This is a genomic window from Streptomyces caelestis, assembly GCF_001279005.1.
GTDB lineage: Bacteria > Actinomycetota > Actinomycetes > Streptomycetales > Streptomycetaceae > Streptomyces > Streptomyces heliomycini.
Window position 1 is genome coordinate 200,315 of sequence record NZ_LGCN01000132.1, and the last position, 13,154, is coordinate 213,468.

Here is a 13,154-nt window from a genome sequence, read left to right on the forward strand (position 1 = left end):
ACGGTAGGCTCCCAAGTGGACGCGATCGTCCGTTTGGACCGGAAGCGAGAGGCAGTGATGGCGGAATCCTCTCGGATCGCAGCCCGGGGCGGGGTGCGGGCCGACGCCCGGCGCAACCGTGAGCGCGTCCTCACCGCCGCCCGCGCGGTCTTCGCGGAGCACGGGATCGACGCCCCGATGGCGACCGTGGCCCGACGGGCCGGAGTCGGCGTGGCGACGCTGTACCGGCATTTCCCGACCCGGGACGCCCTGGTGCGGGGCGCGTTCGCGCAGCAGATGGACACCTTCGCGCGGGCGCTCACCGAGGCTCTGGCCGCCCCCGACCCGTGGCGGGGCTTCCAGCAGCTGATCGAGACGGTCTGCGCCCTGCAACGGGAGGAACGCGGGTTCTCGGCCGCGTTCGTCGCGGCGTTCCCGGAAGGCACCTCGGAACACGCGGGGTCCCGGCAACGGGTCGAGCGGGACTTCACGACCCTGGTGCGCAGGGCCCAGGCGTCGGGGGCGCTGCGGGCCGACTTCCACCCTTCCGACCTCGCCGTGGTCCTGTTGGCGCACTGTGCTCTGGTGACCGCCCTGCCGGGTGACGGCGCGGCGTCCCGGCGCCTGGTGGCCTATCTGCTCCAGTCGTTCCGCGCCGGCACGGCCAACGAGCCGCTGCCTCCGCCGAGTGCGCTGACACTGCGCAGTCTCCCGATCGCCGCCGACGGCTCCCAGCGGCAGCGGGCCCCCAGAGCCTGACCATCCGGCCGCCGCCGGGTGAAGGGGGCGGGCGGGGCCCGGGCCGCCGCCCGCGTCGAGGGCGGGCGGCGGCCGGCGGCCGGCGCCGCGCCGGATGTCAGAGGACGGGGGTTCCGCCCTGGGCCGCGGTGAGGGCCGCGTCGTATCCACGGTGGCCGGCACGCTGTCGACGCGGGCGCCGGCCCGGGCGGCAGGGCCGGTGGCGTTGCCCGCCGCCCGCACGTCCGGCACCCCGGTGGTGCCCGCCGTGCCGGAGGCGAAGCCGCGGACCGTGTCGTCGGGCAGGTCCCGCACCGGCGGCCTCGGACCGTCCAGGTCCTCGGTACGGGCCTCCGTCCGGGTGGCGACCACCGTCCCGCCGGGCAGTGCGCCGCTCGCGTACGGGGAAGTCGTCACCACCACGGCCTCCTGTCCTTCTCGTGCACCGGTCCCGGACACCGCGGACCGTCCGCACACGACACCAAGCCGGGCATGCCCCGAAGGCATACGGTGTTGCCCATGACGCAAGAAGACGAAGATCTGGACAGCCTCGTACGCAAACGCATCCGCGCCCTGCGGGTGGCGCAGGGCTGGTCCCTGGAGGAACTGGCCTCCCGCGCCCACCTCAGCCAGTCCTCACTGAGCCGTATCGAGAACGGCCGGCGCCGCCTCGCACTGGATCAGCTGGTCACCCTCGCCCGCGCCCTGGACACCACGCTCGATCAGCTCGTGGAGACCGCCACCGAGGACGTCGTCACCAGCCCGGTGATCGACGGCGCCCACGGCCGGATGCGCTGGCCCGTCAAGGCCGACCCCGGGATGAGCGTGGTACGCCAGCGCATGACCGAACCGCCCCCCGAGAACCCGGCGCGCATGCGCGCCCACCCGGGGCGCGAATGGCTCGTCGTCCTGTCCGGCACGGCGATCCTCATGCTCGGCCACCGCCGCTTCCGCCTCGAGACCCATCAGGCCGCCGAGTTCCCCACGATGATGCCGCACGCGATCGGCGCCGACGGCGGGCCCTGCGAGATCCTGGGCATCTTCGACCGCGACGCCCGCCGCGGCCACCGGAACGACAGCGGCGACGACGCCCAGGGCGCTCCCGGGTGACGGTGAGGCCGCGCGACGGCCTTCCCCGGCGGTGGCCTCTTGCGCGTCGGGCAGTACACTCGGCCATTGCCTTGCGTAAACCGGGACGCCTCATGCCGCAGGCGCATATCCGCCCTAGCGTGAGGAGCATGAATCACGCACACACCCACGCTCCCCGCCACGGCGCTCCGCACGGTCACCACCCCGAGTACGCGACGGACGGGCAGGCGGAGATCCTCGACCTGGACGCCGAGGTCCTCGCCGAGCACACCGCCTCCCTCACCGCATGGCTGCCGCTGCGCACCGCCCCGCACCACATCGTGGACCTGGGCTGCGGCACGGGCGCGGGCGCCTTCGCCCTCCTCGACCGTTTCCCCGACGCGCACGTCACCGCCGTCGACGCCTCCGCCGAACACCTGCACCGGCTGCGCACCAAGGCTCGCACCCGCGGCGTCGAGGAACGCGTACGCACGGTGCGGGCCGACCTCGACGACGACACCTGGCCCGACCTCGGCTCACCGGACCTGGTCTGGGCGTCGGCCTCGATGCACCACATGGCCCGTCCCGACCGCGCACTGCGCCACGTGCACGGCACGCTCGCGCCCGGCGGCCTGTTCGCCGTCGTCGAACTGGCCGGCCACCCCCGCTTCCTGCCCGAGAACGCACCCGAGGACCGGCCCGGTCTGGAAGAGCGCGTCCACGCCGCGGCCGACCGCCGCCAAGCCGCGCGCCTGCCCCACCGCGGCGCCGACTGGGGCCCGCTGCTGACCGCCGCCGGATTCACCGTCGAGGGCGAACGCACCGTCGCCGTGCACCTCGAGGGCTCGCACGGCGAAGCGATCGGCCGCTACGCCACCGGCATCCTGCGGCGCATCCGCGGCGCCGTCGCGGACAGGCTCTCCCCCGAGGACCTCACCGCGCTCGACCGGCTCCTCGACACCGGCGGCCCACACAGCATCCTGCGCCGCGACGACCTGACGGTCCGCACCGAGCGCACCGTCTGGGCCGCCCGCCGCACCTGAGCACGGGGCTGGTTCCTCCCGCCGGGGCGGGCCCGCCTCCCCACCCTCGTACAACACGCCTCCGTACAGGCGTCACCGCTGGTGGCGCGCCGGTCGCGGCCGTCACGCCGGCGGCATGCACAGTCCTTCCTCCCCGCAGCGGCTCCGGCCCCGCCGCTCCCGCCGAGTTCGCCGTGTCCTTCACCTCCACCCCGCGCGGCGCCCGCCTCACCCGACTGTTCGTCGCGCAGTGTCCGGACGCCCGGGGCCACCCCTACGACGGCCACGTCAACGAGACCCTGGCCCTGATCACCGCCGAGCTGTGCGCCAACGCCGTCCAGCACGGACGCGTCCCCGGCCGGGACTTCCACGTCCGGCTCGCCGCCGAGGCGGACGGCGGGCGGCGGGCGGCTGCGCGGGGAGCCGGCCTGGCCGGACGCGCACGTCGGCGTCGTCCTGTCGGCGTGGTGTCGCGAGGCCGGCAAGTGACGGTTGTCGCGGTGTGCCGGAAGTATGAGGTATTCGCAAGGCGGCGGCCTGAGCGCCGAGCGGCGGGTGTTTCGCGAACGCATCCGCATGGAGGCGGCCGGGATGTTCGCCGAGGGACAGGACCATGCGGCGGTGGCGAGGGGAGCTGCGGGTCAGTGTGCGCTCGGTGCGGCGCCGGCGCCGTTCCTGGCGGGAAGGCGGCCGGCAGACGCTGCACTCCAGGGGACCGGCCGCCCGTCCCGAGCCGGACGAGGCCCTGTTCGCGGTTCTGGAGCGGGAGCCGGCCGAGGGGCCGGCCGCGCACGGCCGGCCGGACCTGGACCCTGGCCAGGATCAGGACGTTGACCGGACGCCGGTCCCACCGGACTCCTGCAGCCGCCGGGCATGGCAGGAGGCGAGTGCTCGTCGCCGTCGCCCGGTGTCTCCCGTGTGTGGCTGTGCGTCTCGGTTGGCCTCGGCTCCGACTGCGGCCGGTTGGCTGCTTATGCTGGAGGGCGTGACACCGAGGGCGGGGCAGGGGACGGAGCTGCGGGCGGATGCGGTGCGCAATCGCGCCCGGATCCTGCGGATCGCCCGCGAGCAACTGGCCGCTGGTGACACGTCACTGCAGTTGAACGCCATCGCCCGGCTTGCCGGGGTGGGTGTGGGGACGGTCTACCGGCACTTCCCCAACCGTCATGCGCTGGTCGAGGCGCTCTCGGCGGAACGCTTCCGGGAACTGATCGCAGAGGCGCAGGCGGCGGTCGCCGCCGACGACCCGCGCGTGGGCCTGCACCGTCTGCTGCGCTTCGCGCTCGACCGCATGCTCGACGACCCGGACTTCGCGGCCGTGCTGGAATCTGCGGCCGACGCCAGTGCGCAGACCTCGGACATGAGGGCCGAGCTCGACCAGGCGGTCACCGGCCTGCTGGACCGCGCCCGTCTGAGTGGCGCGATCAGAGACGGTGTCGAGGCCGAGGACGTGCGTCGCCTGCTGTGCGGTGTGCACCACGCGGTGCGCTCCGGGGGCGGTGCACGCCGGGATCTCTACCTGGACGTTCTGCTGGAGGGGCTGCGCCCGCCGCGCTGACGGCGGCGCACCTCGTCTCCTGCCCGTGTCGGTCCGGCGGTCCGTCGGGCTGTTCGCCTTCCCCGCACTAACCGGATAACTATCCGATCGTGTTAGTGTGCGCCCATCGAAACGGATGACTATCCACTTGGTGTGCGGCAGTGAGGGGTGGGGCCATGAGCGAGCGGGCAGTGGTGACGGCGGGTACCGGGGGCATCGGTCTGGAGACCGCGAAGGGACTCGCGCGGCACGGGTTCGCCGTGACGGTGGTCGGCCGCAACGCCGAGCGCGGCACGAGCGCCATTGAGGAGATCGCGGCGGTCGCGGCCGGAGCCGCACCGCGATTCGTGGCCGCCGACCTCGCGTCGCTCGACCAGGTGCGTGCGCTGGCCGCGCACCTGACAGCCGAAGGCCCGCTCAAGGTGCTGGTCAACAACGTCGGCGCCATGTTCCCCCGACACCGGCAGACCGTCGACGGCATCGAGTCGTCCTTCGCCGTCAACCACCTCTCGCCGTATCTGCTGACCGAGCTGCTGCTCGACCGGCTCCAGGCGGCCGCGCCGAGCCGGATCGTCAACGTCACCTCCGCCGCCGTCAAGGCCGCCAAGCGCACCTTTGACGCTGTGGAACCGCCGGGCGGTTACTACGGCTTCCACTGGTACGGCCGAGCCAAGCTCGCCAACCTCGCCTACACCCTTCACCTGGCTGAACGCCTCCGCGGCACCGGGGTCACCGTCCTCGCGGCCGATCCCGGCGGCGCCGCCACCAGCATGACCGACGGCACCATGACCTCACCGACGATCGTCTCCCCGCCACTGCGCCTGCTGTGGCCGTTGGTACGCCGGACCTTCACACGCGCCACCGCCGGCCCCGCGTCGGTGGCCGCGTCGCCGTCCGTCTTCGCGGCCACCGACGCCTCACTCGACGGGCAGACCGGCGTACTCATCGGGCCCGGGGCCCGTCCGGCCACCGTTTTCCGTGGCGCCGACGACCCCCGGACCATCGAGAAGGTCCTCGAGCTCAGCCGGCGGCTGGCGCCCCTGGACGGTGGTCACGGCGTGCGACACAAGTGACGTCCGACCGTCGCCCGTCTCGGATGACGTCCAGGACTCCGGTCTGCGGCGGATCCACCGCAGACCGGAACGAAGAGGGCGCTGTCGCTTCTCGTGAACATCGAGCACCGCATCAGGTGAGGGAAGTGTCCCATCGACGGCGGATCCGATGATCAAGGAGATGCGTCCGATGACGGAGACCGCCGTGGAGAACGAGCAGGTGCAGGCGCCGTCGAGCGCGGTGCCGGACGAGCAGCTCGTTGCGATGCCGGTGGACCGGGCTCGGAACGGTTCCTGGAGTTCCAGGAGGCGTGGGGAAGAAGTATCCGGCGATCGTGAAGCCGTGGCCGGACGCCTGGGCCGAGTTCGTGCCCTTCCTCTCCTTCGACGTCGAGATCCACAAGGTCATCTGCTCCACGAACGTGATCGAGAGCGTCAACGCCCGCATCCGCAAGGCCGTCCGCGCCCGCGGGCACTTCCCCAACGAGGCCGCCGCCCTCACATGCGCCTACATGGCGTTGATGGGTTCGGATCCGACGGGCAAGGGCCGCAAGCGGTGGACCATGCGCTGGAAGGCACCCCTGAACGCGTTCCGGATCGCCTTCGACGGTCGGCTCGCCCCGGCCGGCAACTGAACCTCACCAACCAAGATCGGCAGCTGAATCGACACACCCGCTCAGTGACGCGGCATGACCGGCGCCTGGGGCACGAGGAACGGCCGCCGGGGGTCCTCCGGCGGCATCCTGCGGTTGGCGAACGCCGGGTCGGGGGCCGGCAGGTACGGGGCGAGGGCCGCGTACACGTCCGCGGCCCCGCCGGGGCGGTCCTCGGGGCGCTTGGCGAGCAGGGCGTGCGTCAGGTCCTGGAGCGCGGCCGGGGCGTCGACACCGTGGTCGGTGAAGCGGGGCGGGGGCTCGGTGAGGTGCCGGGTCGCCATCTCGGCGGGGTTCGGGCAGTCGAAGGGGGGCCGGCCGGTGAGCATGTGGTGCAGCAGGCAGCCCACCGCGTACAGGTCGCTGCGGCCGTCCAGCGGCCTGTCCCCGGCGAGGAGTTCGGTTGAAGCGTAGGCGACGTTGCCGAGCGTCTCGCCGGTCATGGTGAGCTGCGGGTCGGCGTCGGAGAGGACCTTCACGAGACCGAAGTCGAGGATCTTCAGCAGTCCGCTGGTGCGGACCATGACGTTCTGGGGCTTGAGGTCGCGGTGGACGAGGCCGGCGGCGTGCGCGGCGGAGAGGCCCGAGCACAGTTGCGCGGCCACGGAGACCGCGGCGGACACCGGCAGGCGCCCGTCGTCGGCGCCGTCGACGACGTTGTCGAGGGTCGTGCCGTCGACGAGCTGCATCACCAGGCAGCAGACGTCCTCGGTGACGGCCGCGTCGTACACGGTGGTGAGGTTGGCGTGGTCCGGACGGGCGGCGGCCTTGGCCTCCCTCTCGAAGCACGCCAGGGCGGTGCGGCGCCGGTCCGGCAGGGCGAGCAGCTCCGCGGCGACGGTCTTGACCGCGACGGGACGCTCCAGGTACACGTCCGTCCCCTGCCAGACGTGGCCCATCGCCCCTCTGCCCAGGATCCGGTCCAGCCGGTACCTGCCGCGCAGTACCTTGCCCGCAGCGAACTGCTCCACGTGCGCTTCCCCCAGTTGAGTCCCAGCGGTGTGTGTCAGCCCCGGTGAAACGAGAACGACCGATGGCCCCGACCGAAACGGTCGGGGCCATCGACTGGGCCATGTGTCCGAGGGGGGACTTGAACCCCCACGCCCGATAAAGGGCACTAGCACCTCAAGCTAGCGCGTCTGCCATTCCGCCACCCGGACAAGGTGTCCGCCGCCTTCGCGGGGTGTTCCCCCGGCGGCGACATGGACAACCATACCAAGGTTTCGCAGCGCCTTTCACCTGCGTTTTCCGTGTCTCCGGGCGGTGGTGGGCGGGGTGCACGGTGTGTGTCCGGGCGGTCACGTGCGTCGGGGCCCGGGCCGGCACTTCGGGAGTCGCTCCCCGTCGGTCCCCGGGTCACCGCGCGGACCAGGAGGCCGCCGCCCGTGAACGTGCCGCGTCGGGACGCGCCGGGGCCTGCGGACGATGCGTCGCGGTCGCTGCGGGAGAGCGGGACGCCGTGACCGGTTCCGGAAAGGCGGCAGTGCGGCGGCGGTCCTTCCCGCGGGTGGTGCGGGAAGGACCGCCGCCGTCCGGCCGGGTGGGCGGTCAGTGGCGTCGCTTGCGCAGGGCCGCCAGGTTGTCGTAGCTGATCTTGGCCTCGCGCAGCGACTGGGCGGGGTCGGTGGCGCTCGGGGAGTTGTCGTCCTCGACCATCGGGTTGTGGTAGTTCCGCTGCCCGACGCGGGAGAAGAACGTCGTGTAGTCGATGACGCCGGTGCCGAAGGGCACCATGTCGTAGCCCATGCCGTTGGTGGTGCTGACGACGCCGTCCTTGGCGTGGAACAGCGGGTAGCGCTTGTTGTGGCGGGCGACCAGGCCCGCCGGGTCGAAGACGTTCCGGCGGGTGGAGCCGTCGTGGGCGGTGTACGTGTGGAACTTGTACTGGGCGACGTGCGCCCAGAAGACGTCCATCTCCAGCCAGACGAGCTTCGGGTCCGTGACCTTGAGGAAGTACTCCAGCTTGCGGATGCCGGAGCTGCGGGTCGGCCGGCCCTGGTCGTCCAGCGGGCCGCCGTCGAGCAGGAAGCCGTAGGCGCTGTCGTGGTTGTGGGTGTAGAGCTTGATGCCCTCGCGGCGGGCGATCGCTCCGAGGGCGTTCCACTTGTCGGCGGCCACGTCCCAGTCGGCGCGGTAGGAGCTGCCGGTGGGGTCGCCGCCGGTGCCCATGTGGTCCATGCCGAGGATGTTGGCGATCTCCAGGTGCTTCTTGAAGGTGTCCTTGTCCGCCGTGGTGAGCGGCCAGGACGGCGGGATGAAGCCGTGGTTGCCCTGGGCGCGCAGCCCGTAGTCGTCGAGCCAGCGGCGCAGCAGTCCGGCGCCCGCCACGGATTCCAGACCGGCGCCGCCGGGGGCGTTGGCGTGCTGGTTGTAGCCGGCGAACTCCACCTGGCGGTAGCCGTGGCGGGCCAGTTGCTTGAACACCTCGCGGAAGCCGGAGGGCAGGTCGCTCGCGAGGGGGTCGCGGGCGGTGGCGTCACGGACGGTGTAGAGGATGATGCCGCGCTTGTGCGGCGGGACGAGCACCTGCCCGTGTCCGTGGTCGTGTCCGTGGTCGTGGTCGTGGTCTCCGCCCCGGTCGTGGGCCAGGGCGGGGGCGGCGCCGAAGACGGGGGCGGCGACGGCTCCGGCCGCCACGGCGGTGCAGGTGCCGAGGAAACGGCGCCGGTCCACACCGAGGGTGCGGCGCAGTCCCTCGTCCGGGGCGTCGGCGGCGGAGGCGGTGGCGGCCTCAGTGCGGGAGGGGTCGGAGTACGGGGTCACGAGTGGCCTGCCTTCTCGGTCGTGGCCGGCTCCGGCCCCGCCGGGGCCGGCCGTTGTCAGTGCCGTGTGTTTCACTCTCGGTAGTCGGATGTCGGGGGCCGCACCGGATGGTGCGTCAGCCGAGTCCGGCCAGCTCGAGCAGGAGTTGTTTGACATCGGTGGCCGCGACGCGGTCTCCGAGGGCGCGGGGGGTGGAGCAGATGAGGAGCGGACCGTCGTCGTCGCTCGCAGGGAGGCGGCCGTGGCTGCCGCGAATAGCTGAGGGGTCCAGGGGCACCACCGCCATGCGGTAGCGCATGCCGAGCTTCTTGCGCGCCAGTGCGGTGGCCGCCTTGACCTTGACGTAGGGGTCGAGGGGGTCCATGAAGAGCTCGACCGGGTCGTAGCCGGGTTTGCGGTGGATCTCGACGAGCTGCGCGAAGTCGGGCGCGCGGTCGTCGTCGAGCCAGTAGTAGTACGTGAACCAGGCGTCGGGTTCGGCGACGGCGACCAGTTCGCCGGCGCGCGGGTGGTCGAGGTGGTGGGTCTTCTTGCCCTCGTCGTCGAGGAGCTGCTCGATGCCGGGCAGTCCGTCGAGGGCGGCGCGGGTGGCGTCGAGGTCCTCGGGGCGGCGCACGTAGACGTGGGCGAGCTGGTGGTCGGCGACCGCGAAGGCGCGGGAGGCCATCGGGTCGAGGTACTCCATGCCGTCCTGGGTGTGGACCTCGAGGAGGCCGGCGCGGCGCAGGGCGCGGTTGATGTCCACGGGCCGGTTCACGCGGGTGATGCCGTACTCGGACAGGGCGACGACGGTACGGCCTTCGGCGCGGGCGTCGTCGAGGAGCGGGGCCACGGCGGCGTCGAGGTCGGCGGCCGCCTTCAGGGAGCGCGGGTCGTCGGGGCCGAAGCGCTGCAGGTCGTAGTCGAGGTGAGGGAGGTAACACAGGGTCAGGTCGGGGTGGCGGGTGCGCATGACGTGGCGGGTGGCGTCGATGATCCACCGGCTGGAGACCAGGTCGGCGCCGGGGCCCCAGAAGTGGAACAGGGGGAACGTGCCGAGCTTCTCGGTCAGTTCGTCGTGCAGGGCGGGCGGCCGGGTGTAGCAGTCGGGTTCCTTGCGGCCGTCGGCGTAGTAGACGGGGCGGGGGGTGACGGTGATGTCGGTGTCGGCGCCCATGGCGTACCACCAGCAGATGTTGGCGACGGTGTAGCCGGGGTGGGCGCGGCGGGCGGCGTCCCAGAGCTTGTCGCCGGCGACGAGGCCGTTGTGCTGCCGCCACAGCAGGACGTCGCCGAGCTCGCGGAAGTACCAGCCGTTGCCGACGATGCCGTGTTCCGAGGGCGTGGTGCCGGTGAGGAAGGTGGACTGGGCGGCGCAGGTGACGGCGGGCAGGACGGTGCCGAGCGGGGCGCGGGAGCCGGACTGTCCGAGCGACTTGAGGTGGGGCATGTGGTCGAGGAGACGGGGGGTGAGGCCCACGACGTCGAGGACGAGGAGGGGGGTGGGGTCGGTCATGGGAGCTCCTTCAGGCCGAGGTCCGTCAGGAGGTCGCGGGCCAGGGCGAGTTCGGCGGCGATGCCGTCGGCGAGCTGGGTGCGGCCGCGGGGGCGCAGCTCGGGCGGGAGTGCCTGCCAGGTGTAGGTCTCGACCTCGAGGTGGCGGGTGAGGGGGTGCGGGCCGCCGACGAGCCGGGTCAGGACGGTTTTCAGGACGGGCAGCGTGGAGGTGAGGGGCGCGGCGGGGGCCGCGTGCAGCGGGACGTGGAAGTGGGAGCGCCAGGGGGCCGCGTCGGGCAGGGCGTCGCCGGCCAGGGCCTCGTCGAGGTCGTCGGTGCCGCGCAGGCCGGCGGGGGTGGAAGTGCGGGTCTGGTGCAGGAAGCGGGGTTCGGCGAAGGCGGCCAGGGCCTCGCGGACCTCGGGGAGGTGGGGCTGTTCGGCGTGCAGGGCGGCGGAGAGCTGGGACTTGACCACGGGCACGCCGGCGCGGGCGAGGTCGTCCAGGGCGGTGTGCGGGTCCTCGAAGGAGGTGGCGAGGTGGCAGGTGTCGACGCAGACTCCGACGCGGTCGTGGGCGATCGCGGTGAGCGGGGCGATGGCGTCGCGGGTGGTCTCGACGACGCAGCCGGGTTCCGGTTCCAGGGCGACGCGGACGGAGCGTCCGGTCAGCTCCTGGAGGGCGTCGAGGCGTTCGGCGAGGGTGCGCAGGGCGGTGCGGGCCGTCTGTGCCCGCTGCTCGTCGTGGGCGGTGCGCCAGGCCAGGGGCAGGGTGGAGATGCTGCCGTCGGTGACGTCGTCGGGGAGGAGTCCGGCGAGGAGGCGGGCCAGGGAGGTGGTGTGTTCCAGGCGCTCGGGGTCGGCCCAGTCCGGTGTGTAGACGCGGTACTTGACCTCTTCGGCGCCGAAGCCCTCGTAGGGGAAGCCGTTGAGGGTGACGACCTCCAGGCCGCGCCGGTCGAGTTCGCAGCGCAGTCCGCGCAGGGCGGCGGGGTCGGTGACGAGGGCGTGCGCGGCGTCCTTGGCGAGCCACAGGCCGATGCCGAGCCTGTCCCGGCCGAGGCGGCGGCGGACCGGCTCGCAGTGGTCGCGGAGCTGGGCGAGGACGCCGTCCAGGGTTTCGGCGGGGTGCACGTTGGTGCAGTAGGCGAGGTGGACGGTGGAGCCGTCGGGGTGGCGGAAGCGCATGGCTCATGCCTCCGTGGCGGGGGCGCCGGCCGGCCGGGGCCCGTCCTTCGGTGCGCCGCGCAGGATGGAGTTGCCCTCGTGGGTGGCGCCGGTGGCGTCGACGTCGAGGTCCAGGCGGCCGCTGAGCCCGTAGAAGGCGACGGGGTTGCGCCACAGCACCCGGTCGACGTCGTCCTCGGTGAAGCCCTCGGCGAGCATCAGGTCGGCGACCTTGCGGGTCTTGAGGGGGTCGCTCCTGCCCCAGTCGGCGGCGGAGTTCACCAGGACCCGCTCGGGGCCGTGGGCGCGCAGGATCGCGACCATCCGTTCCTCGTCCATCTTGGTGTCCGGGTAGACGGAGAAGCCGAGCCAGGCGCCGCTGTCCTTGGCCTCCTTGACGGTGGTCTCGTTGAGGTGGTCGACCAGGACCCGGTCGACGGGCAGCGCGGACTCCTTGACGACGTCCAGGGTGCGGCGCAGTCCCGCGAGCTTGTCGCGGTGCGGGGTGTGCACCAGCGCGGGCAGGCCGTGGTCGGCGGCGAGCTGGAGCTGGGCGGCGAGGGCGGTGTCCTCGGCGGGGGTCATGGAGTCGTAGCCGATCTCGCCGACGGCCACCACGTTGTCCTTGACGAGATACCGGGGCAGCGCGTCGAGGACGGGCGTGCAGCGCGGGTCGTTGGCCTCCTTGGGGTTGAGGGCGAGCGTGCAGTGGTGGGCGATGCCGTGCTGGGCGGCGCGGAAGGGTTCCCAGCCGAGGAGGGCGTCGAAGTAGTCGAGGAAGGAGGCCGGGGAGGTGCGGGGCTGGCCGAGCCAGAAGGAGGGCTCGACGACGGCGCGGACGCCCGCGGCGTACATGGCCTCGTAGTCGTCGGTGGTGCGCGACGTCATGTGGATGTGGGGGTCGAAGATGCGCATCAGGACTCCTTGCCGTGGGGGTCGTCCGTGCCGTGCGGCGAGGTGGCGGGGGCGGACCCGGTCAGGGCCAGGACGCGGTGCAGGTCCTCGGGGACGGGGCGGCCGGCGGCGGTGCGCTCCGCGGCGTAGTCGCCGAGCATGCGGGCGAGTTCGCCGTCGCCCCGGGCGCGCCGGTCCAGGTCCGCCACGTGGTCGAGGCCGACGCCGGTGAACAGGCACTTCAGGACCGCGTGCCGCCAGGCGTGGGCGTCGAGGTGCCGGGCGGCGTAGGGGCCGAGGGCGGCGGCCACGAGCCGGGTGTCGTTGGCGCGCAGGGCGTCCTCGACGAGCGGGAGGGCGGCGGGGTCGTCGGGCACGAGGTGCGGCAGGGCGTGCAGGACGGCGCGGCGTTCGTCGGCGGTGCCCTGGAAGTAGACCCGGCTCAGTGCGTCGGCGTCGGCGTGGGCCGCGTGCAGGATGAGGACGCGGGCGGTGTCGGCGTGGGCGGGGCCGCAGCGGCGGCCGGCCTCGGCCAGGCGCAGCTCCCACACGGAGACGGGCCCGTGGGCGCCGGGGTGGGCGGCGGCCTCGTCCAGGGCCTGGTCGAGCCAGGCGCGGGCGGCTCCGCCCAGCCGGTCGTCGAGGCGGCGGCGCAGTGCGGCGGGCGGGGTGAGGGCGGGGGTGGCGCCGTCACCGGGGGTCGCCGGTCCGCCGGTGGTGTCCGCCTCCGGGGTGGCCGGTGCGGCATGCGGGCGGGTCATGGGGTTCTGCTCCCTTCGGGGGTGGCGGAGGGATCGCCGTGCGGTGG

Annotated in this window: 11 protein-coding genes, 1 tRNA gene and 2 pseudogenes; 7 read left to right on the forward strand and 7 right to left on the reverse strand. The window is 73.2% G+C overall.

The window, feature by feature from the left end:
• Window positions 1-57: 57 nt before the first annotated feature.
• The 7 genes and pseudogenes from ADK41_RS13675 to ADK41_RS13700 all read left to right on the forward strand — a co-directional run.
• Window positions 58-738 (forward strand): TetR/AcrR family transcriptional regulator, encoded by a 681-nt coding sequence (locus tag ADK41_RS13675; protein ID WP_030818994.1) that lies wholly within the window; start codon window positions 58-60, stop codon window positions 736-738.
• 498 nt (window positions 739-1,236) lie between these two features.
• Entirely contained in the window at window positions 1,237-1,827 is a 591-nt protein-coding gene (locus ADK41_RS13680) for a helix-turn-helix domain-containing protein (RefSeq protein WP_199821801.1), read from the forward strand.
• Window positions 1,828-1,955: 128 nt separating this feature from the next.
• A complete protein-coding gene (locus ADK41_RS13685; RefSeq protein WP_030818998.1) occupies window positions 1,956-2,828 on the forward strand; it encodes a class I SAM-dependent methyltransferase in 873 nt (290 codons plus the stop codon).
• A 492-nt stretch (window positions 2,829-3,320) separates the two neighbouring features.
• A pseudogene (locus tag ADK41_RS44230) lies at window positions 3,321-3,748 on the forward strand (helix-turn-helix domain-containing protein); the annotation flags it as partial.
• A gap of 44 nt (window positions 3,749-3,792) precedes the next feature.
• Window positions 3,793-4,365 (forward strand): TetR/AcrR family transcriptional regulator, encoded by a 573-nt coding sequence (locus ADK41_RS13690; RefSeq protein ID WP_037803278.1) that lies wholly within the window; start codon window positions 3,793-3,795, stop codon window positions 4,363-4,365.
• A gap of 155 nt (window positions 4,366-4,520) precedes the next feature.
• Window positions 4,521-5,417 carry an SDR family NAD(P)-dependent oxidoreductase gene (locus ADK41_RS13695; RefSeq protein ID WP_030819009.1) on the forward strand — a complete coding sequence of 299 codons (897 nt, stop codon included), beginning with the start codon at window positions 4,521-4,523 and terminating at the stop codon, window positions 5,415-5,417.
• Window positions 5,418-5,681: 264 nt separating this feature from the next.
• Window positions 5,682-6,031 (forward strand): annotated as a pseudogene (locus ADK41_RS13700) (transposase); the annotation flags it as partial.
• A gap of 41 nt (window positions 6,032-6,072) precedes the next feature.
• Here ADK41_RS13700 and ADK41_RS13705 read toward each other — a convergent pair.
• The 7 genes from ADK41_RS13705 to ADK41_RS13735 all read right to left on the reverse strand — a co-directional run bounded on the left by ADK41_RS13705 (window position 6,073) and on the right by ADK41_RS13735 (window position 13,107).
• The gene (locus ADK41_RS13705) at window positions 6,073-7,020 is read right to left on the reverse strand and encodes a serine/threonine-protein kinase (RefSeq protein WP_078661750.1); all 948 of its coding nucleotides are present in this window, start codon (window positions 7,018-7,020) and stop codon (window positions 6,073-6,075) included.
• A gap of 104 nt (window positions 7,021-7,124) precedes the next feature.
• Window positions 7,125-7,209: transfer RNA gene (locus ADK41_RS13710), tRNA-Leu, on the reverse strand.
• 388 nt (window positions 7,210-7,597) lie between these two features.
• Complete coding sequence (locus tag ADK41_RS13715) at window positions 7,598-8,812, reverse strand: sugar phosphate isomerase/epimerase family protein (RefSeq protein WP_030819015.1); 1,215 nt, start codon at window positions 8,810-8,812, stop codon at window positions 7,598-7,600.
• Window positions 8,813-8,927: 115 nt separating this feature from the next.
• Complete coding sequence (locus ADK41_RS13720) at window positions 8,928-10,307, reverse strand: nucleotide pyrophosphatase/phosphodiesterase family protein (RefSeq protein ID WP_030819017.1); 1,380 nt, start codon at window positions 10,305-10,307, stop codon at window positions 8,928-8,930.
• Complete coding sequence (eboE, locus tag ADK41_RS13725; protein ID WP_030819019.1) at window positions 10,304-11,473, reverse strand: metabolite traffic protein EboE; 1,170 nt, start codon at window positions 11,471-11,473, stop codon at window positions 10,304-10,306. Before eboE ends, ADK41_RS13720 begins: the two co-directional genes overlap by 4 nt.
• 3 nt (window positions 11,474-11,476) lie before the next feature.
• Complete coding sequence (locus ADK41_RS13730) at window positions 11,477-12,367, reverse strand: TatD family hydrolase (RefSeq protein WP_030819021.1); 891 nt, start codon at window positions 12,365-12,367, stop codon at window positions 11,477-11,479.
• On the reverse strand, window positions 12,367-13,107 hold the full coding sequence (locus tag ADK41_RS13735) for an EboA domain-containing protein (protein ID WP_030819022.1): 741 nt from the start codon (window positions 13,105-13,107) through the stop codon (window positions 12,367-12,369). The genes ADK41_RS13730 and ADK41_RS13735 overlap by 1 nt, the downstream gene beginning before the upstream one ends.
• Window positions 13,108-13,154 lie beyond the last annotated feature (47 nt).

Coding starts and splice junctions, on each gene's coding strand:
- ADK41_RS13675 (WP_030818994.1), top strand. CDS start 58: ATGGCGGAATCCTCTCGGATCGCAGCCCGGGGCGGGGTGCGGGCCGAC.
- eboE (WP_030819019.1), bottom strand. CDS start 11,473: ATGCGCTTCCGCCACCCCGACGGCTCCACCGTCCACCTCGCCTACTGC.
- ADK41_RS13680 (WP_199821801.1), top strand. CDS start 1,237: ATGACGCAAGAAGACGAAGATCTGGACAGCCTCGTACGCAAACGCATC.
- ADK41_RS13695 (WP_030819009.1), top strand. CDS start 4,521: ATGAGCGAGCGGGCAGTGGTGACGGCGGGTACCGGGGGCATCGGTCTG.
- ADK41_RS13720 (WP_030819017.1), bottom strand. CDS start 10,307: ATGACCGACCCCACCCCCCTCCTCGTCCTCGACGTCGTGGGCCTCACC.
- ADK41_RS13730 (WP_030819021.1), bottom strand. CDS start 12,367: ATGCGCATCTTCGACCCCCACATCCACATGACGTCGCGCACCACCGAC.
- ADK41_RS13735 (WP_030819022.1), bottom strand. CDS start 13,107: ATGACCCGCCCGCATGCCGCACCGGCCACCCCGGAGGCGGACACCACC.
- ADK41_RS13685 (WP_030818998.1), top strand. CDS start 1,956: ATGAATCACGCACACACCCACGCTCCCCGCCACGGCGCTCCGCACGGT.